A 17,932-nucleotide genomic window follows, 5' to 3' on the forward strand; every position below is an offset into this window, starting at 1 on the left:
CTCGTCAAGAGAGTTGACGAGGAAGTTAAGAAGCTGGTCCTCGTGGATTTCACCGTCTGCTTGCTTGGTATTAGACACACCTTCAGCAAGCAGACGTCTCAACTAACCGGCTTTGTGATGTACTGAATATGAACATCATCATCTCGCCACTCACCAACAACGTCCCCCTCGTTCCGAACTCCGTCGAGTAGTGTTTCGTGGAGAGATTTGAGCAGTTCGACCGAAATCGACTCTCCTTGTTTAATTGCGTCAAATCCATCACTGAGTGCGCGCTCAGCATTTAGAACCTCCTGTAAGTCACGGCTCACACGCCCAGAACTGCCTGATTTCTGGCGTGTATAATACGCGTAGACTTCGTCCATCTCGACATCTGCGCCCTCAATTTCTGCTGTTTCGACTGCTTCGAGCCGGAGGAGCGACGTATACAGTACCGGCGAGAAATCGACAGTGGGACTAATCCCGTCGATACGTCCCAACTGGAACGTCGCATCTGATATCGTCGCTGTGAGATCCTCGTCAATCTCAACCCGCGATGAGAGGGGCAACTTCTCTGGAATATAGTAGGGATGCGGATGCGACTGTTGGTAGTGCCCCGGCGCATCTGGTGGCAAATCCTCTGCTCTCATTTTGAATTACTTTGTCTCTAATACGACTTAATCATACGGCTTATAAACAAATTTGGATAAGCGGGATCGAAGACCGCTCCAAATCAAATTCCAGTCGTTGTGCTACAACTATATCCGCTTAATCTAACTGAGACAAATAGTGTCGACGGTTGCGCTAATCCCACATGAACAGTGGATACCAACGGTGCCGGCGGTGTGTTGTGATTCTGAGATTTCATATCGATGGCGGGGTCTTCACTTCGAAGTTGGTGTGTGATGACATTGAATAGGTAGAGAATTCATTTCGATGAAGGGGTGTTCATATCGACACCACCCCTTTCATCTCGACAAGGGTTATGAACTGGCTGCTTCAGAAGTCGTGCGAAATAGTTCGAGGTCCTTGTCAAGGAGATATGACTCAATATCCGCAATTGGGTGCCCATCTCGGATGAACTGTTTGTAGTCCTCAAACGCGTCGTCGCGACCAGCGGGGAGGATCACGATTCCAGTCATGCTTGAGTGGAAATCATCGGTGGATGGCAAATAATTGGCTACAACTGGCTCTATTGAAACCATCAGGAAATAGTGACTCTGTTGAAATCCTTAGGATCTGATAGGATTGGTGCGCGAGATACAGAGGATAGAATCTGCACGGAAACTGAGTTATTTTCTCTATCTGAATCTTGAACCAAACGACAGAACGTGCCTGCGCATGAGTCACCGGAACCTCTGTCAGGTCAAGGGAGTGTTTTAATATACACTATCTCTCTTTCATATTCGTTGACCATCGCTGAAGCCATAGCAGATAGGTCGCTCAGCCGGGTGACAGTCGAGATTATATCATGGCTGGAACGCCGAGAATATACGATTGGGTTGGCATTATTCCTCACCGCATGGTATTTATTCCAACTTTTTATTGTCGATATGATTGGTGTTGAGGCAGCACAAAAGTGGTTCTACTTTACGCCGGATTTAGGAACAGGGTGGATAGCTGCTCCCTTCTCGCACAACGTACAGGATATTGACCATTTGCTTGGGAATTTAACTAGTTTGTTTCTCGCTGGATCACTTATCGAGCCGCATCTGAAAACACGACAGTATATAACCGTTATTTTGATATCTATGGCGTTCAGTATTATCATTCCAGTAATTGGTCTTATCCTGCTTGTAGATGAGGAATGGCTCGTAGCCGGCGCGAGTGGCGGGGTGTACGGTCTGTGGGTGTTCGCGTCTATCTATCGGTTTGATGTAGTTCAGAAGTGGCGTGTGTGGATTAGTGTGGATGAGTGGGAAGATCTACGGTATTGGTTTGAGTGTGTGATTGTGCTGTTCGGGTTCACGCTGCCGGTTGTAGTGCCATTTGTAGACTTATATTCCGGTGGGTCAGCAAACAGTATCTCTCATATATCAGGTATGGCTTTGGGTGGAGTTTTAGGGTTGAAATTGAAGAACGGGTGAATTTGGTAGCAGACTTATAACACCACGCGTTAAGCAACCATGTTGAATACACGGCTATATTCTACAGGTAATACTTATTAACTGTTGAAATCCCCAACAGAGCATGAAAGCGGTATTATTGTCAGAGCCGATCTCTAGCAGAGTCAATGAAGTCCCACACATAGATATTAAATTTGGCCAACAGCCCCAGATCATCTGGCGTTGGATTGAGAACATCAATCCTATCAGAGTCAATTAATTTTTTTCCGACGCCAATGTGATGAGATTCTCCCAACACGACACAGGCGGTTTCCACGTTCCCAACTCTTGACTGGACCGTCTCAGCCATCTGTTCTTCTCGCTTTGAGTTCACGCAGTATAGCAGAAGACAGAGAAAAAAGAGACGTGGACCGTCGCAACGATACCGCGATCTCGGACGCTAAGTGAGACAATTGACGACATCGACACCGTGGAACGAGGCAGCGCACAGCGCAGAATTGAACCCTAGATGAGTCACGTGGACCGTCGCAACGACGCCGCGATCTCGGACGCCAAGTGAGATGACCGACGACGTCGACACCGTGGAACGAGGCAGCGCACAGCGCAGAGTTGAACCCTAGATGAGTCGCGTGGATCGTCGCCGTCGACGACGCAGACGATGACCGCACATCGAGTGCGAGCTCACGCTGTCGCGTGAGCGATCGCGAGTGTAACAGGAGTGTGATCCGCGTTGACCGCGAGACGACTCGACGCAATTCGACCACTGATCGTGTCGCACGTTGACCGTGTTTCGACGACGTTGACCCTACTTCTTTACACATATTGCGTTACAATAATTTCCGCACGTGGGGTGCGCGCTTACAGCCTGATTTTCCACGGATCGACACCGCCGATAGACACCGAAAGAGCGACGCGAGATGACTGACGCTGATCGCGTTGACCATGTTGTGCTCGCTTCCGATCGCGAGAGAGATGACCGTCGATCGTGTCGTGTTCGCATCGTGTGTTGAGCGCGTGGAGTCGCGCATGAGCCGCACCGTCGATCGTCGTCGACGGCACCGCGATCACCGAGGACAACAAGCCACACGCGCGAAAAGAGGTCGGCTTCGTCTTCAAAGACGCTGATACCCAACTCGTCGCGCCCACAGTCCTCGACGACGTGATGTTCGGCCTTCAGAACTACGGGGTCCCCGGAGACGAAGCGAGGGAACGCGCTCGTGAAGCGCTGGCGACAGTCGACGCGAGCCACCTCGAAGACCGAATCCCACACTACCTGAGCGGCTGGGAGAAACGGCTCGCTGGCCTCGCCGGTGTGCTCGTCCTCGAACCGAGCGTGGTCGTGCTCGACGAACCGCTCGCGGGGTTCGACCCCGACCGGTCCCAGCTGGTCGCGGAGCGGATCGAGCAAATTCACGAGGACGGTATCAGTGTCGTCCTGTCGACGCACGACCTCGAATTCGCCGCCGAAGTCGCGGACCGCGTCTGCGTGATGGCCGAGGGCAACATCATCGGAGGCGGAACACCCCGAGAGGTGTTCTACGACGACGCCCTGTTGGCGGACGCGAACCTTCACCCACCGAGCGCGGTTCGTGTGGCTCGTGACGCGGGGCTGGGGGCGACGGCACAGCCGGTGACCGAATCGGACCTCGTGTCGCTCCTGACAGAGGCTGGGAATTCGAACACCGCACCGACACACTCCACAGACGGACACAGACATGACTGACCGCCTTCTTCGGCATTTCTCGGAAAACGTGTCCACGCTTATCGGTATCTGATGCGGCGTCGATAACACACTATGCTGAGCCAGCCAGGTATCATCGCTCAGGCGACTCTCATTAACACAGTCCGTTTTGAAATATGAAACCGCAATTCGGTCGCTCTATAGCGACTAGATTGAACTCGAAAAGTCCAGTCGCTGGAATCAGTCTTCAAGTCCGAAGTCAGCAAGTGAGTGCGTATGATGCCACACAGCGACCACTTCGTCAACATCGAATGTGAGGACGCCGTCTGTCAACTGAATCTTGATGACTCCGTCCTCGATTTCTGAATCGTGGAGATGCATCTCCAGCGGTTCATCGAACTCTGAAACTGCGAGCATTAGTTCGCCCTTTTCTTCCAGTTCCGATTGGAGTTCCGCTGTTTCAACTCCCATTGTACTACCGAATACGGATTTGAAAAAAGTAAAGATTAGTTTTATTTCCAAAAATCTATTTTTGCCGAAGAGTTTAATTGTTTTGATAGCACAATACTACTGTAGCTGAATCTGCCGTATCAGTCACGAGTCGGTACCGTCAATCTACGCTTACGGAGAATCGAGGAGAAATTCTCGGGCTTCAGCGCAAGGAGGATGTCACTCTGCTGGCACGGATTCGACTCGTTCGCCGTCGTCCGTTGCCGCGTACTCGTAGCGGTAGTAGCCGCCGGTCAGGCTGCGAGCCGTTATCCCGTACTCTGCCAGTACCCGGGTTGCCATGTAGGAGCTCTTCCCGATCTTACAGTACGTGAGCACCTCCCCGTCCGGATTGGCGTCGGCGGCCCACTCTCGGAGCTCGCCGAGCGGGACGTTCTCGTCGCCGTCGATCCGTCCTTGGGCCTCCCGCATCTCCGGAGGGCGGGTGTCGACGACCGTTGCCTCGTCTTTCCGTTCGAGAAACTCATCGAGATGGACGATGTCGGCGATGTCTTCGACGACGTTCGCACCGATCATTCCTAACATGTTAACCGGGTCTTTCGCGGCCGAGTATGGCGGCGCGTACGCGAGATCGTAATCGCGGATATCGAACACGGTGTCCCGGTGTGCGATGGCCGTCGCGAGGACGTCGATTTGCTTATCGACGCCGCTCTCGCCGATGGCTTGGGCACCGAAGAGCGTTCCGTCGTCGGGATCGAACAGGAGTTTGAAGTCAATCTCCGATGCCCCAGGGTAGTACTCCGCGTGGTTTGGCTGACTCGTGTAGACTGCTTCGTACGCCTGTCCCGCCTCGTCGAGCGCCGCTGCCGTGTCACCGACGGTACCGACGTCGAGATCGAACACCTTCGCGATCGAGGTGTCCAAGACCGGATCGAGGCGGTCGTCACGTCCGGCGATGTCGTTCGCGGCGACCCGACCCATCCGGTTGGCCGGCCCACCAAGCGGTACCCACGCGTTCCCGTCGGTCCGAGCGGCCGACGGAGCGGCGACATCCCCAGTGTACGCGAGCGGGCGACCGTTGTTCTCGCCAGTGGTATGCTCTGGATCACGGCCGGAACTCAGCTTTTGACTGCGGTACTGGAAGCGATCCCGGGCGGCGCTGAGACGTGGATTGCTCCACCAGGGGCAATTTTCGGCGCATTAGCGCCACCGTACGCGCCAGCACTCATCGCCGTTCTGCTCACGCTCCCCGCTATCCGTCACGTTGACGGAATCGCTGTTATCGACCGACTTCGTGAGGTGGTTGCGTCGTGAGTACCTACCGTCGTGTCCTCGCGATGGTCGCACGAAACGTACCCGTCTCGACGATCGCCACCCAGTTGGACACGCGGGAAGATGCCATCCGTGGGATGCTTGACTCGATGGTCCGTGAGGGGTACCTCCGCGCGATCGACTGTGAGTCGGCGGCCTGTAGCGGCTGTCCGATGTCCGATGCCTGTGGAATGGGTGCCGACGGGAATCCAATGAGCTATCTGCTGACCCAGCGTGGTCGGGAACTGCTTGCGGAGCACGACTGCGTCGCTGTCAAGTCCTAACTGGTCGACTTGTCGCGCCATACGAGTGTACGCCACCGCAAAAGCGGGTAACGCACAGATCAAGGGTGGTAACGAACGCTGCGGCGACGCCCTTCGCGACGGCACCGTAGAACGTGGTCGACTCGACGACCAGATAGATAATGCCGAGGCACGTCGTCGACGCTGCCTCGTTCGTGTTAGTGGCGCCACTTCCGAGATGGTTAGAGAGACAGAACCGGCATTTCAGCTGGCCGGCTGGGACTGACGCCCCACAGGACCGGCACTCGCCGTCGGTTATCGTCGGCACATCAGGGTAGCTACCTGTAGTCGTCGCGACGCGTTGCCGCCGGGGGGCACCCTCACACCTGTCGTCCAGCATCGTGTCCGGGATGTGGGATGCCTCGCCGGTGGGCCGTAGTTCCTCGAAATCTAGATAGCGATCACGCATCGATTGTTGAGGTTTGTCCCGGGTTCGTATTTCAACGCCAGGACCAGTAGTCCGCTCCGTCAGCTACTTGAGCATGGTTCATGATCTAAGATATGCGAACATCTTATACTTCATGAGAACGTAGATGGGAGTAGCAATTGGGATCCTATGAGCAGCAACGACACCAAGCACGTTCAAACTGAACTGAACGAGGACGAATACGAACGCTTCCGGGAGTTCGCAAGCGAACACGACCTCTCGCTGAAAGAAGCCGGTCACGAGGCGCTTCTCGAGTGGATCGAACGCCAGCAGCAAGCCGATCCCAACGACCCGGCGTTCACCGTTCTCGACGACCTTGATGACGGGTCCCTTCCAGCGTCGTCAGCGACTGACGCTCGCGAGGAAGACGATCTCGTCGACGAGTGGCACGGCAGCGACGAATCGTTCACGCTCGCCGACGACCCGTCCGCGCAATCCTGACCGTAAATGGCTGAACCAGTCGACACCCCGATCGGCACGGTCACAACCGAACATTTTCGTCCAGGACATGTCCGCCACGAGGTTGTCGTCGGGCCGAAATTCCTGTACGCATTGTTCAACCCTCAGGACCAGATGCACGCCGTCTCGCGAGCGTTCATGGCGTTCGTCCGCGACGGTGATCTCCCCTATCGTCGTCTCATCGTCAACGATCACATCGTCGACGAGGCCGCAACCCGGTTGAAAAAGCAAGCGTCGATGCGGAACGCCGCGTCGTTCCTGACGACACTGGATGAGAGCACGCTGTATCAGTTCGAATCCGTTTCCGAGGACGTTTTCGATGATGCTAAAACAACGTTCGTCGAGTGGACGGATCTGGATGCGTCACTCACCGATTTCACTGTTGTAGCCCATATGGAGGCCTTAGAGGTCGACCATATCCTTACGTACGACCGACACTACGATGCGTTCGACGTGACAACGCTTCCGTATCGTAATCAGGACTAGAGGTGCCAACCATGACCGAATCCCCGCGAGATGGGGTCCAATCGTGGACTGAGTCGATGAGCGCCCGCGACCGCATTCGAGCGGTCGCTGAGTCGCTTCGCGAACCCCGCTCAGTTAACTGGATCAGCGAGCAGGCCGACGCCGCCTGGAGCACGACCAACGAGGAACTCCAGGATCTCGTCGACGAGGGCCAGCTGCGCCGCGTCGAGGCCGGTGAGACGACGCGCTACCAGCCGGACTACACGCGCCTGCTCTTCGAGGAGATCCACACGCTCATCGAGGAAAACACCCGCGAGGAGCTACGCAACGAATTGGCCGCGATCACCGAGGAAATCGAGCAGTGGCAGGCGACTTACGAAGTTGAGACCTGGGAGGAGCTCGAACAGTCGCTTGCTGATGGCGATCTCGCAAGTGCCGAGCTTCAGGAACGCCGTGACGTGATTACGCGCTGGGAGGAGAATCTGGAAGACCGCCGACTCATCAAGCATGCGTTGGCGCTCTACTCGGATGTCGAAGCCGCTCGCGAACAGATGATCGACGCGACTGACCGCGACACAAACTAATTTTCGCGGTCGTCGAACGTGTGGGCGTCATCGAGGGCGACCCAGCTATTCCTCGGCCTGCTCGCCCAGCTTCGCTCGAAGCTCGACTGCTGCCTTCTCAAAGTGGTCCGCGGGAACCGGCGTTCCCGCCGTCACCCGCTCCTCAAGGAACGCAACGGCGTCAGTGACCGCATCAGCGTCGCGGTTCGCGGTCGCGACACAGTCAATATACCCGTCGAGTGCCTGACTGAACGCACGCGAGAAGTGGTCGTACGCGCCGTCGACGCGCTCCATGTTGTCGTCGAGGGACTCGACGAGTGCCCGGTAGACGGTCGCCGCTGACGCGTGCCGCTCCTGCTCGCGGTACTCGTTCGCGAGCTCGAACCACTGCGTGAAGTCGATCGGCTCGAAGACGACGTGGTACTCAGGGTTCGTCTCGTGGAACCGCCGATCGATCGAGGCACGAAGCTCATCGACCGACTGGCTCGTCGGCTCGCCAACGCCGGCGAGAAACCGTTCGCGGAGATCCGTATTGGTCGCAAGTTCGTCACGCAGGAACGCGCGGAGTTCATCGTCGTCGGCACTGTCGAGTGCGGCATCGAGTCGATCGCCGTCGTCTGCCGGTGGGTCGTCGACACACCGGAGCAACACGGCGACGACGTGCTTGCACGCTCCCGGCCTGTCGTACGGACAGTCGCACCACGGGGCAAACCCGTCTGCGGCGAGGTCAACACGGACATCGTACTGACGGCTGCCGCTCACGACGGCGGTAACGGTGCTGTCGACGCGGTGTATTTCGTGGATACGGCCCTCAGCAAGATATCGTTCGCCGCGTTCGAAGACTGCGTCGGTACAGATGTCTCGAACCGTGTCCTCGGTTACATCCATATGCGTGGCCGATGTTCCAGTGCGAACGGGAAAACCGGTGCGTCAATCTCGCTTTCGCTTCGGATTGGGACGGTCTCGCTCTGCGAGAAACCACGGTACTGTTGCAGTACTACGGAGAACAGCCTGGAGAGAGTCCTACTCGGTCGCGAGTTCGTCGTAGATCTCCTCGTGCTCGTCGAGGTCTTGGCGTCCGAGGAACCGAATGAGATACTGCCGTGCCTCTTCGGGGGACAGCTCATCGGGAATCTCGGGCTGCTCACTTTCAGCGGCCATCCTTATTCATCACTATGGCGGTCATCGTCATAATCGTTCGGTTCGTGTTGTTCATTGTCGCCTGTATCGAGCTTGGGATCTCTGGATAGCTGATCTGTGCCTTCGATGCGTGACAGCCACAGGTTGATGGTTGCCTCGTACTCCGGAGCGAGCGGCTCTGTGTGTGCTCTGAGATACTCGATCACGTCATCCCCATCGACAGCGCCCTCATCGGTCGCGAGCGCCTTCAGGGTCTCTTTGATCTCTCGATCGTAATCGAAGTGCGGCAATCGAATAAGAACTATACAGGTGAGAGCGAATCGAGCAATATGGCTCACCTATCCTCCCTCACTCAGGATCTAACTAAGCAAGACAAGCGGAAGATCGCTACTATCGTTCTGGTCATGACCACCGGACTCCCAGTCTACGTAGTGTTCATGTCTCTCACCGGTGTAATTGATGTGCCAATGACCACGTTCTTCCTCGGACTTACTCCTATTGTCGGGTTTCTGATGTCACTGCTCGCGATTATACCAGCCTATCTACTAGGGAACAAAATGACTCCCTGATTGTCTTGAGCTAGGCACGGATACGTTGATCATACGTGCGCTGTGTATCTCGCACAGCTATCGAGTTATCTCCCTGATCTGGCAGAATCTTCGGCACTCAATTCGCATACTCGTCCTGACAGCTAATTCATAGAATCCCAGATAAAATCAGATTTTTGTGAATAGTTCTATAACACCTATTGATATTCGAACACGAACCTGCCTTCTGCTTTTGTATCGAACTTTCTATGGGAATCAGATACCTAGAGACGCTACTCAGTTATCCGGAATTTGTCATCCCACCGTCGACGTATAGTGACTCCCCACTAACGTAGGATGCGAGGTCGCTGGCTAGATAGAGTGCGGCATCAGCAACATCCTCTGGTTGACCAAGCCGGCGTAGCGGGATCGTCTGGCGATAACCCTCTTCAGCTTCTGTCCCGACGACCTCGACGTCCTCTTTGAGCATTGCCGTCTCGATAGCGCCCGGATGAATCGCGTTCACTCGGATGTTCTCAGGCCCCAACTCGTCGGCGAGCGCGTACGTCATCAGTCGGACCGCACCTTTTGACGTACAGTAGGTGACGAAGCCCGCACTCCCTTCGAGACCGGCGTTGCTCGACATGTTGATAATGCTCCCACCGCCGTTCTCAACCATTTTGCGGGCAGCGTACTGCGCGCCAAAGTAGACTCCCTTGACGTTGATGTCCATCATCTGGTCGAAGGCGTCTTCGTCGGTGTCGACGAACGTCTCTTGGCGGAAGATACCCGCGTTGTTTACCATTATATCAATGCCACCAAATTCGTCCGCGGCATCGACAGCCGCTTCGAGGTCGTCAAGATTTGTCACGTTACATTCTACATACGTCGCGTCGACATCGTACTCGTCGATGACGAGTTCGTGAGTCGGCGTGCCACCCTCCCGTGGTGCTTCCTGAATATCGGCGACAACGATATCCGCACCCTCTGCGGCGTATGCCTCCGCGATAGAGCGTCCGTTGCCGCTCGAACCACCAGTGATCACGGCCGTCTTCCCGTCAAGCAGGGGACCAGACATGGTGTACCTAACATGTTCCCCTTTGTAAATAAACGTTCGTGATATGCGTTTTTATTCTTGGGTTACCTAACCTAATGGGGATTCTTACGAGGCGATGTATATGACCCATTGTTATCAACACAAATTTGAATTGATCACAGTCGGATGAATGTGTATTGCCTACAACTCTCCTACTAACTGATCGGTTTCCCTGATCGCTCCACCCGGTTGTCGGCGGCGGAGGGCATCAAAACCCACTTTTCGGTCTCTCCCGTACGTACTGCCATGGATCGCCGTACATTTCTCGAAGCTGGTCTCGGGGTAGCCACCGCCACTAGCCTTGCCGGCTGCGCTGGCCAGTTTACTTCTCGGTCCCCGCGTGCTCCTGCTATTGTCGAAAATCGTCCTAACGGGATCTATTTGCCGGGCCACGTTGAGGGAATGCAGATGGTTGGAACTACTGAGCAGGGCGATTACGGCTTTGGACTGATGTACAGCTACGCCCACCGATTTTGGAGCGTCAACGGTGAAACCACGTCGCTGACCGAGATTGGGCCTGACGACGATATCCATCTGATGGCTAGCGTCTGGGATTCTGAAACCCAAACGATCCTCCCAGAAACGGGGTTGAGTGTTGAGATCTACCGCGACAGTGAACTCATCTCCCAAGAGGCTATCTACCCGATGTTGTCACAGCCAATGGGCTTTCACTACGGAGCAAACTTCGGACTTGACGGGGATGGCACCTACGATGTCCGGCTCAGTGTTGGTGGCTTATCGACTCGACGGACCGACTTATTTCAAGACCGGTTCGAACAACCTGTAACCGCGAGAATCCCATTTGAGTACCGTGAATCGAAACGAGACAATATCAGTTTTCGCCGGCTTGAGGACGCTGGATCCCCCGGTGCTGTCGACCCCATGGCGATGGAAATGCTCCCAGGTTCGATTGTACCCCGGGCAGACGTCCTCCCCGGCCGCGTCGTTGGCACCGGCAGTACCGATGGGGCCGTTTTCGTGACCACGGTGCTTGACTCCCCTCCGGCAGGCGTTATTGGTCAGGGACAGTATCTCGCCGTCTCAGCGCGGTCACAGTACAACCGTATGGTACTCCCGGCGATGAGCCTCTCAGCGGCACAGACTCGCGACGGTGAGATACTCTCTAAGCAACGGCTCACTCGGACGCTGGACCCATCCCTTGGCTACCACTATGGCGCTGTCGTTGACGCCGTCCAGTCCGGTGACAAGCTGACACTCTCGCCGACGCTTCAGCCGCAGACAGCGCGTCACGAGGGGTATGAAACGGCCTTCGGTGGTGAAACCGGGGCAATGGAAGACATCAACTTCACCGTCAACGATCAGCAGTCGGCGTAGCGATGGTGGCGACAGACTGTTGATTACGGAGAATCGAGGAGAAATCCTCGCGCTTCGGCGCGGGGAGGATGTCAAGCTGGTCGTGGTGACGGCAGCACCCGGTGCCGACGGGGTGGAACAAGGAAGTTGCCACGCCGGCGGGTGAAAACGTACTCCAAAATGCCGTTGTTGACCCGCTGACGGACAGCCGGTGTTTCCGCTGTGATGTCTACGCCGTTCATCGATCGACGGACATCTTCGAAGGCAGAGATGCCTTGTTGTAACGAAGGGAAGTGGAGACTCGCAACCTCTTGATCGGAGCCGATGTCATCTGTTGACTCGAAGTGCCGGCGGAGTAGTCGCACGTTCCCGTCCACGTCTCGATTCGCACGGGCCGCCTTCTGAGCATGCCCAACTCGGGCATATTCACGGGCTTGATCAACGATATCATCTGGGATCTCGTCGATCCCGCTATTATCACCGAGATTCGCACCAACGCCGTCGACGAGGCCTTGCTCTGCGTGGACCGGGCTGAACATCTCCGCCACCCGGTCGTCGTGGTCCTGTTCGAGGTACCAGTCGTCAAGTCGCTGCCGAATGTTTGAAATTGCTTTTGTCGTTCCCCCGGCGAATGGGCCGTCCTCCAGCGTGACGTAATCTTCCGTGGCTTGGTTGCCGACGAAGCCGGCGGTGAACCCCATAAATAGCGGTGAGTCTTCGGGGACCGGTTTCGAGTCGGGGATGCCCGCGACGTCTTGATTCTGTGCTGGAAGGCCCGCTCCAACGAATCCGGTGCGGCGGGAGTCGACGGTGAACGCATCTGTGAGCCGCGCCTCGACGTCGACACCATTCACACGCTCTTTTTCGCCAGTTAGTGCCTCCTCTGCCGCCAACACCGTATCAGCTCGGTCACTCGCAAGGTGGACGACCGCGTCTTGCGTATCGAATGTTGGTGTTTCAAACTCAGACAGTGACTGTGGAGCGGGGAGGTCCACAGCCGCTGGCAGCGACGCTTCGAACCGGCCGAAGTATGCGGGCGAGTAGGCAATTGAGTAGAGCAATCCCTCGTGGCTCCACTCGTACGCGCGATCGATCGTCCCGAGCGCTGTGGCGACGGCCTCGCGCTGGTCGTCCGTTGGTGGGCCCTCACCGTCTATGTTCAGGTATAACAACACTTGATGGGCAGGAAGTAGTGAGTTGCCGGCGTCATCACGTCTGATGTAGTCTCGCCACGCGTGCTGGCGAGCAGGCTTCGCATCCGGATCACCAGTGGGAACTGGCCCCGATTCCGTCCGGGCTAGACAGGCCGACAGTGCGCTAGCCCCACCCATCGCGACTACGCGTTTCAAGAACTCACGGCGCGGTCGGTCTCGATCAAAAAAGTCCATATCTACTGATTGTGACCTCGACAGGATGAATGTGCGGCCTTTGGAAAGTTGAGACGCTTACACGCACGAGCGGATGTGATAGGGTTCAGCGATATCGACAACTTCCAGACAGCAGATCAATTCAATAAGCGTCTGGGAGGTGAAACTCTTCCCTATCGTGAAGGCCAGTAATCACCGGTTTTTATACCAATTTTCACGAGGAGTATGGTCACCCTCTCGCTCTTCTTACGATCTCATCTCTCTCCCATCTCAGTATTAGTGGTGTACCCGGTGGTTTGTTGATCTGGTTGTCTTTTTTACACACCGATCCTCGTGCTGACTGGTCTACAGATAACTGAGGCGGGTACCTCGGGGTACTCACCGAGGTAGTTTATAAGCGGCAGTAGCGGTACGCGTTCCAACTGTATTGAGCGATCGGTGTTGGGTGTGAAAAGTCTTTTTTTAAAACCCTATTGCGGCGGCACTGCGGTGTACGGGGGCACCATGTTGCCGCCGTAATGACAGTCCCTCTGCGATATGTGCTTAATTACTGGACAAGGAGCCCTCCGTCGACAATAATTGGCTGCCCCATCACGTAAGAAGAGTCCTCAGAACAGAGCCAAACGACAGTATCGGCTATCTCTTGGGGCTCACCGAGGCGTCCTGCTGGAATACCTGCAGTGATGCGGTCCATCTCTTCGCTGTTGTCCTCACCCGCTTGTTGGACCATTGGCGTGTCGATGACACCCGGACAGACTGCGTTGCACCGGACACCATCCTCAGCGTAGTCAACTGTTGCCCGCCGAGTGAGCCCAATAACGCCGTGTTTACTGGCCGCGTAGTGTGCGCTCCCGTTCGCACTCACGCCAGCGACTGAGGAAGTGTTGACAATAGCCCCACCATCTCGTTCAATCATCTCTGGAATCTCGGCTTTCAGACATCGCCAAACGCCTTTCAGATTCACGTCGATCATCCGATCCCACTGCGCCTCGTCGTATTCAGCTAGGCGAGTACCCTCATCTGCGATGCCGGCGTTGTTGTGTGCGAAGTCAAGCCCGCCGTACTCGTCAAGCGCCGTCTGTACCATCGCGTCAACATCGTCAGAGTCGGTGACGTTTGTCTTGACGAACGTCGCTTCGCCGCCGTCACTCGTGATCATCTCAACCGTCTCGTGGCCACCCTCCTCGTCGATATCGGCGACAACGACCTTTGCTCCTGCCTCAGCAAACCGAAGTGACGACTGTCGACCGATTCCTGATCCACCGCCAGTGACGACCGCAACTCCGTCTTGTATTCCGTTCATAGTGTCTCCCGCCACGTCGCTTCACGTGGATTGTTAAATATTAACAAACAACCGTGATATATCTGCCGGCGAAAGCTTATAATAAGATATACCGCTGGATGTCGGCCAGATTGTGCTGACAGAGCGAGAGCCATCCACCCGACTCGACGCTCCGCTGCCTCGTCGACGACCGCCGTGACCTATACCTCGCCGGGGAGGCCGAGGACGATCGCGTCGACGCCGCGCTCGCGGATATTCGTCCGGTGGAGGACCTCCGGGAGGATCGGGCCGACGACCTCGCCGAGCTGCGGGAACGCGTCGCGCGCCTAGAGGATGCCCTCGAGGAGTGAGGTTCCCGCTACGACGGGCCCATTCCTCAGATTCTAAGCATTTTGTGACTGCAAATAGCTATGTCAGACAGTACGGTTGATTGTTATAGAGAAGAGGGTGTCATAGAACTATTCTCCATGGCTTGATTTCGTTTATAGCTTGATGAATCAACTGTTAGAATGAGCCTGCGCATTGACTGCCGAAAATTCTGACAGTTCAATGAAAGGTTCAGCTACCTGTGCGAGATACAGGGCACGTATGTAGGAAACCACCATTCGTCTTTAGCTAAGACCGATAGTAATATTCAAAGCTCAGAATATAACTAAAAGTGTTGGGAAGGACAATTCCAGCCGGTGAGACGCTGTTCATCGTGAAAACAGGCGATTGGAAATGCTAAGATTGGTATTTTCGGCGTTTTGCCGAGGTGTACGAGCGAAATTCGACCGCAGATCACGGCTAGATAGTATTACTGTGAGTATTAGCTAAAGACGGATGTAGGAAACCACTATTTGGCTCACAACTGGTGCTGATCTCTTTTATAAGTATTTACTATGAAGATAGTAATTCACATTTCCCACGTGTACTACTAACAAGCGCGGATCGACAGCGATGAAATCAGATCAAATCTATACAAGTACACGTGTTCCACGAGAAAAAACGAGACAAGTGGAACAGAAAGAAGAGACAAAGAAATCGCCAACGCTGAAATCAGATCAGATCTATACAACTACACGTGTTCCACAAGAAAACACGAAACAGGTGGAATAAAAAAGAGGCGGAAGAATTATTCTCAGATAGTGAATTGACCGATTCGGGGCGGTGCTAACAACTATGAGAACCGTTGGATGACACCCAGTCAACGGTTTATGTTTCTATCATACCGAGATATCTACCTCTCTACTTTCCCACTTCTCTTCTACTTCATCTACTGATTTCTCGTTGTCAATCACGTCGGCTAAGTCGCGGAGGTACTCTACGATGTCATCGTTGTCTACGTCCCATCGCTGGTCTGAGATAGATTTGAGACTCGTCGCTAGCTCACGGGCTTCACCAGCCGTGTAAGCTGCGTTAGTCTCGCCAATATCAACGATGACAGCAAACTCGTTGTCGGTGATGCTGAGGTTCAACGACGACACCTCGCCGTCAATAATGCTGCTCGATACCCCGTCCTGAAGATCGGACTCATACATTATGTAGTCAATCTTGTCGGTCCCATTTGAAATCGGGGGATCGTCAGGGTCGGAGCGGTTAACTTTCGACCGAGGGCAGGGTACCACTTTGACCCGAGAGCTCTGTTGAACCCGCAGAAGGCGCGGGACCAGGTCCTTCTGTGTTCGGTTCAGAACCCCAGCCGAGAAGATTCGGAAATAGAATTTTAAGGAAAGCGAGAAGATCGAGATCACTAGCTGGATCGATCCAATTCATCGACGACGAAGAGCGAGATACACGCGCCTTCAGAGATCCTTGTCCCAGTGCTGTCATCGGATTCAACACCTATGAAATCCTGCTAGCGCAACAAACCACGTCTGCGATACTATATTTTTCGCCGGGATCGATGCCGAGATTGGTCACGAGAGAGAAACCGCAAGCAGGCACGGTAATAGCTCAGGAATCAGCCGGCAGGCGGTCAGAACGTGAACGCGTTAGCTGTGGCTCACACCCGCTGCGACCGGCCGATGAGGGCCGCCGAGCCGGCGGCCCTCAGGCACTCACTTCTGGTGGATCGTACACCTCCTCACGCTCCAGCATATGGAAGATCGACACGAGCAGTTTTCGCGCCGTTGCGACGATCGCTATCTGATGATTCTTCCGCTGTTTCAGCCGAGCGTAGAACCGTCCAAGATATGGATCGTTACACCGGTGAACCGCTGTTTGAACACACTGAACGAGGATCCAGCGTAAGTCTCCACTTCCGCGCTTCGAGATCGATCCTTCCGTCCGCGAGTCCCTTGACTCGCGGACGACCGGATCCAATCCCGCGTAACTCACCACCTGCTTTGCCTCGTCGAATCGGTCGATCTCACCGATCTCCGAGGTGATTAGCAGCGACGAGTAGAAACTCACGCCCGGAATCGTCATCAACAGCTGCGTCTCCTCAAGAGACGCAGCGGTTTCCTCGATCAACGATTCGAGTTCCTCGATTTGACTGGTTAACTCGTCGATGATCGAGAGGAACGACTCCATCAGCTGATCGCCGACCACACCGAGCGAGAAATCCTCGCCGGCGAGGATTTCTCGTCCGTTCACGCTGAACGGATCCCAGTCGTAGGTGATCCCGTGTTTGTCGAGTAGGGCATGGACTTCGTTTTTGAAGTCGGTGCGCTTTTCGACGAGTCTCTTCCGGCCGCGCACGAGTGCGCGGCGCTCTCGGAGCTCCTCGGACGGGACGTAACTCTCAGCGATCATGCCGGCTCGGCGAAGTTGCGCGAGCAACTTCGCGTCGAGCCGGTCGTTTTTCACCTCAGCATAGCCGATCGCCTTGGTTTGGGAAGGATCTGCGACAACCACGTCGAGGTGTTCGTCGAGGGTGTCGTAGACCGTGTAGTAGTTGCTAGTTGCTTCGATCGCGGCTTTGGCTCCAGCGTATTCTTCGGCAACGTCGTCGAGATTCGCGTTTGCGACGCGAATCTCTTCGACGACCTCGGCATCGTCGTCCAAAACAGCGACGTGCGACTCATCTTTATGAAGGTCGATTCCGAGGTAGTACATGGTTCCTCTGGAGTGGGAAGTGCGTGAAGGGAGCCACACCTATTCGGGCTCGCCGCCCGGATGCTGTAATGATTAAGATAACATTTGAAAGTCAATAAACTGTTCACACCACTTCTTTGCGAAGCTGACGCGTTTCGTTATTTTCTCAAAAGTTTCCTGAACGAGCTCTTTGAATTCCGCTTCGCTCTCAACGACGATTGGTGCCATCGTCCATTTGAGATACTTCCAGACTTGCTCGATTGGGTTGAGGTGCGGTGAGCCTGATGGAATGAAAATCAGGTCAATCCCGAGTTGATGCGCACGCTTGCGCGTGTGTTCACATCTATGTGAACCGTGCTTATCCAAGACGAGCAGAATCCGCTTGCCCGGATTCTGCTCGCGGATCTTCTCTAATACCCCGCAAATCTGCTCTTTCTCTTCGTTCTCAGTGAACGTTACCAGACTCTCACCGTTGAGCGCGTAGAATC

Annotated in this window: 19 protein-coding genes and 2 pseudogenes; 7 read left to right on the top strand and 14 right to left on the bottom strand. The window is 55.1% G+C overall.

Annotated elements, in window-relative coordinates; all coding sequences use genetic code 11:
• Positions 1-98: 98 nt before the first annotated feature.
• Positions 99-626: a Fic family protein gene (locus tag B9H04_RS14510; protein WP_080508674.1), complete on the bottom strand. Its 528-nt coding sequence runs from the start codon at positions 624-626 to the stop codon at positions 99-101.
• 759 nt (positions 627-1,385) lie between these two features.
• Between B9H04_RS14510 and B9H04_RS14520 the strand changes: the two genes are divergently transcribed.
• Positions 1,386-2,063, top strand: a complete 678-nt coding sequence (locus B9H04_RS14520) for a rhomboid family intramembrane serine protease (protein WP_139835107.1) — start codon at positions 1,386-1,388, stop codon at positions 2,061-2,063.
• A gap of 121 nt (positions 2,064-2,184) precedes the next feature.
• On the opposite strand, the gene B9H04_RS18240 is transcribed toward B9H04_RS14520, so the two are convergent.
• On the bottom strand, positions 2,185-2,391 hold the full coding sequence (locus B9H04_RS18240) for a hypothetical protein (protein WP_139835108.1): 207 nt from the start codon (positions 2,389-2,391) through the stop codon (positions 2,185-2,187).
• A 693-nt stretch (positions 2,392-3,084) separates the two neighbouring features.
• Between B9H04_RS18240 and B9H04_RS14525 the strand changes: the two are divergent.
• Positions 3,085-3,765 (top strand): annotated as a pseudogene (locus B9H04_RS14525) (energy-coupling factor ABC transporter ATP-binding protein); the annotation flags it as partial.
• A gap of 198 nt (positions 3,766-3,963) precedes the next feature.
• On the opposite strand, the gene B9H04_RS14530 reads toward B9H04_RS14525, so the two are convergent.
• The gene (locus tag B9H04_RS14530) at positions 3,964-4,194 is read right to left on the bottom strand and encodes a hypothetical protein (RefSeq protein WP_049933177.1); all 231 of its coding nucleotides are present in this window, start codon (positions 4,192-4,194) and stop codon (positions 3,964-3,966) included.
• Between the two features lie 198 nt (positions 4,195-4,392).
• On the bottom strand, positions 4,393-5,076 hold the full coding sequence (locus tag B9H04_RS14535) for a rhodanese-like domain-containing protein (RefSeq protein ID WP_169714314.1): 684 nt from the start codon (positions 5,074-5,076) through the stop codon (positions 4,393-4,395).
• Positions 5,077-5,483: 407 nt separating this feature from the next.
• Between B9H04_RS14535 and B9H04_RS14540 the strand changes: the two genes are divergently transcribed.
• Entirely contained in the window at positions 5,484-5,768 is a 285-nt protein-coding gene (locus tag B9H04_RS14540) for a FeoC-like transcriptional regulator (RefSeq protein ID WP_049933180.1), read from the top strand.
• Between the two features lie 76 nt (positions 5,769-5,844).
• Here the strand turns inward: B9H04_RS14540 and B9H04_RS19270 are convergent.
• Positions 5,845-6,195 (bottom strand): annotated as a pseudogene (locus tag B9H04_RS19270) (hypothetical protein); the annotation flags it as partial.
• Between the two features lie 147 nt (positions 6,196-6,342).
• Here B9H04_RS19270 and B9H04_RS18840 point away from each other — a divergent pair.
• Genes B9H04_RS18840 through B9H04_RS14560 form a run of 3 tightly spaced genes read left to right on the top strand, consistent with a single transcriptional unit; the run spans position 6,343 to position 7,721 of the window.
• Positions 6,343-6,654 (top strand): hypothetical protein, encoded by a 312-nt coding sequence (locus tag B9H04_RS18840; protein WP_049933181.1) that lies wholly within the window; start codon positions 6,343-6,345, stop codon positions 6,652-6,654.
• Between the two features lie 6 nt (positions 6,655-6,660).
• Positions 6,661-7,158, top strand: a complete 498-nt coding sequence (locus B9H04_RS14555) for a type II toxin-antitoxin system VapC family toxin (protein ID WP_248648688.1) — start codon at positions 6,661-6,663, stop codon at positions 7,156-7,158.
• 11 nt (positions 7,159-7,169) lie between these two features.
• Entirely contained in the window at positions 7,170-7,721 is a 552-nt protein-coding gene (locus B9H04_RS14560; RefSeq protein WP_049933183.1) for a DUF7342 family protein, read from the top strand.
• 45 nt (positions 7,722-7,766) lie between these two features.
• On the opposite strand, the gene B9H04_RS14565 is transcribed toward B9H04_RS14560, so the two are convergent.
• The 4 genes from B9H04_RS14565 to B9H04_RS14580 all read right to left on the bottom strand — a co-directional run bounded on the left by B9H04_RS14565 (position 7,767) and on the right by B9H04_RS14580 (position 10,445).
• Positions 7,767-8,588 carry an SWIM zinc finger family protein gene (locus B9H04_RS14565; protein WP_049933184.1) on the bottom strand — a complete coding sequence of 274 codons (822 nt, stop codon included), beginning with the start codon at positions 8,586-8,588 and terminating at the stop codon, positions 7,767-7,769.
• Positions 8,589-8,723: 135 nt separating this feature from the next.
• Positions 8,724-8,861 carry a hypothetical protein gene (locus tag B9H04_RS18845; RefSeq protein WP_004043292.1) on the bottom strand — a complete coding sequence of 46 codons (138 nt, stop codon included), beginning with the start codon at positions 8,859-8,861 and terminating at the stop codon, positions 8,724-8,726.
• 2 nt (positions 8,862-8,863) lie between these two features.
• A complete protein-coding gene (locus tag B9H04_RS14570) occupies positions 8,864-9,178 on the bottom strand; it encodes a hypothetical protein (protein WP_248648689.1) in 315 nt (104 codons plus the stop codon).
• A gap of 490 nt (positions 9,179-9,668) precedes the next feature.
• Entirely contained in the window at positions 9,669-10,445 is a 777-nt protein-coding gene (locus B9H04_RS14580) for an SDR family oxidoreductase (RefSeq protein ID WP_049933187.1), read from the bottom strand.
• A 426-nt stretch (positions 10,446-10,871) separates the two neighbouring features.
• Between B9H04_RS14580 and B9H04_RS14585 the strand changes: the two genes are divergently transcribed.
• Positions 10,872-11,798 carry an iron transporter gene (locus tag B9H04_RS14585; protein ID WP_248648690.1) on the top strand — a complete coding sequence of 309 codons (927 nt, stop codon included), beginning with the start codon at positions 10,872-10,874 and terminating at the stop codon, positions 11,796-11,798.
• Between the two features lie 71 nt (positions 11,799-11,869).
• Here B9H04_RS14585 and B9H04_RS14590 read toward each other — a convergent pair whose 3' ends face one another.
• The 5 genes from B9H04_RS14590 to B9H04_RS14610 all read right to left on the bottom strand — a co-directional run.
• Entirely contained in the window at positions 11,870-13,165 is a 1,296-nt protein-coding gene (locus B9H04_RS14590) for a DUF7405 family protein (protein ID WP_049933192.1), read from the bottom strand.
• A gap of 526 nt (positions 13,166-13,691) precedes the next feature.
• A complete protein-coding gene (locus B9H04_RS14595) occupies positions 13,692-14,447 on the bottom strand; it encodes an SDR family NAD(P)-dependent oxidoreductase (RefSeq protein WP_085682822.1) in 756 nt (251 codons plus the stop codon).
• Positions 14,448-15,631: 1,184 nt separating this feature from the next.
• Positions 15,632-15,946: a hypothetical protein gene (locus B9H04_RS14600; protein ID WP_049933584.1), complete on the bottom strand. Its 315-nt coding sequence runs from the start codon at positions 15,944-15,946 to the stop codon at positions 15,632-15,634.
• A gap of 511 nt (positions 15,947-16,457) precedes the next feature.
• Positions 16,458-17,465 carry an IS110 family RNA-guided transposase gene (locus B9H04_RS14605; protein ID WP_049933586.1) on the bottom strand — a complete coding sequence of 336 codons (1,008 nt, stop codon included), beginning with the start codon at positions 17,463-17,465 and terminating at the stop codon, positions 16,458-16,460.
• Between the two features lie 72 nt (positions 17,466-17,537).
• The coding region (locus tag B9H04_RS14610; RefSeq protein WP_139835109.1) for an IS630 family transposase at positions 17,538-17,932 on the bottom strand (395 nt) is incomplete at its 5' end.

Origin of the sequence: Halorubrum ezzemoulense DSM 17463 (assembly GCF_002114285.1) — an archaeon.
Classification (GTDB): Archaea; Halobacteriota; Halobacteria; order Halobacteriales; family Haloferacaceae; genus Halorubrum; species Halorubrum ezzemoulense.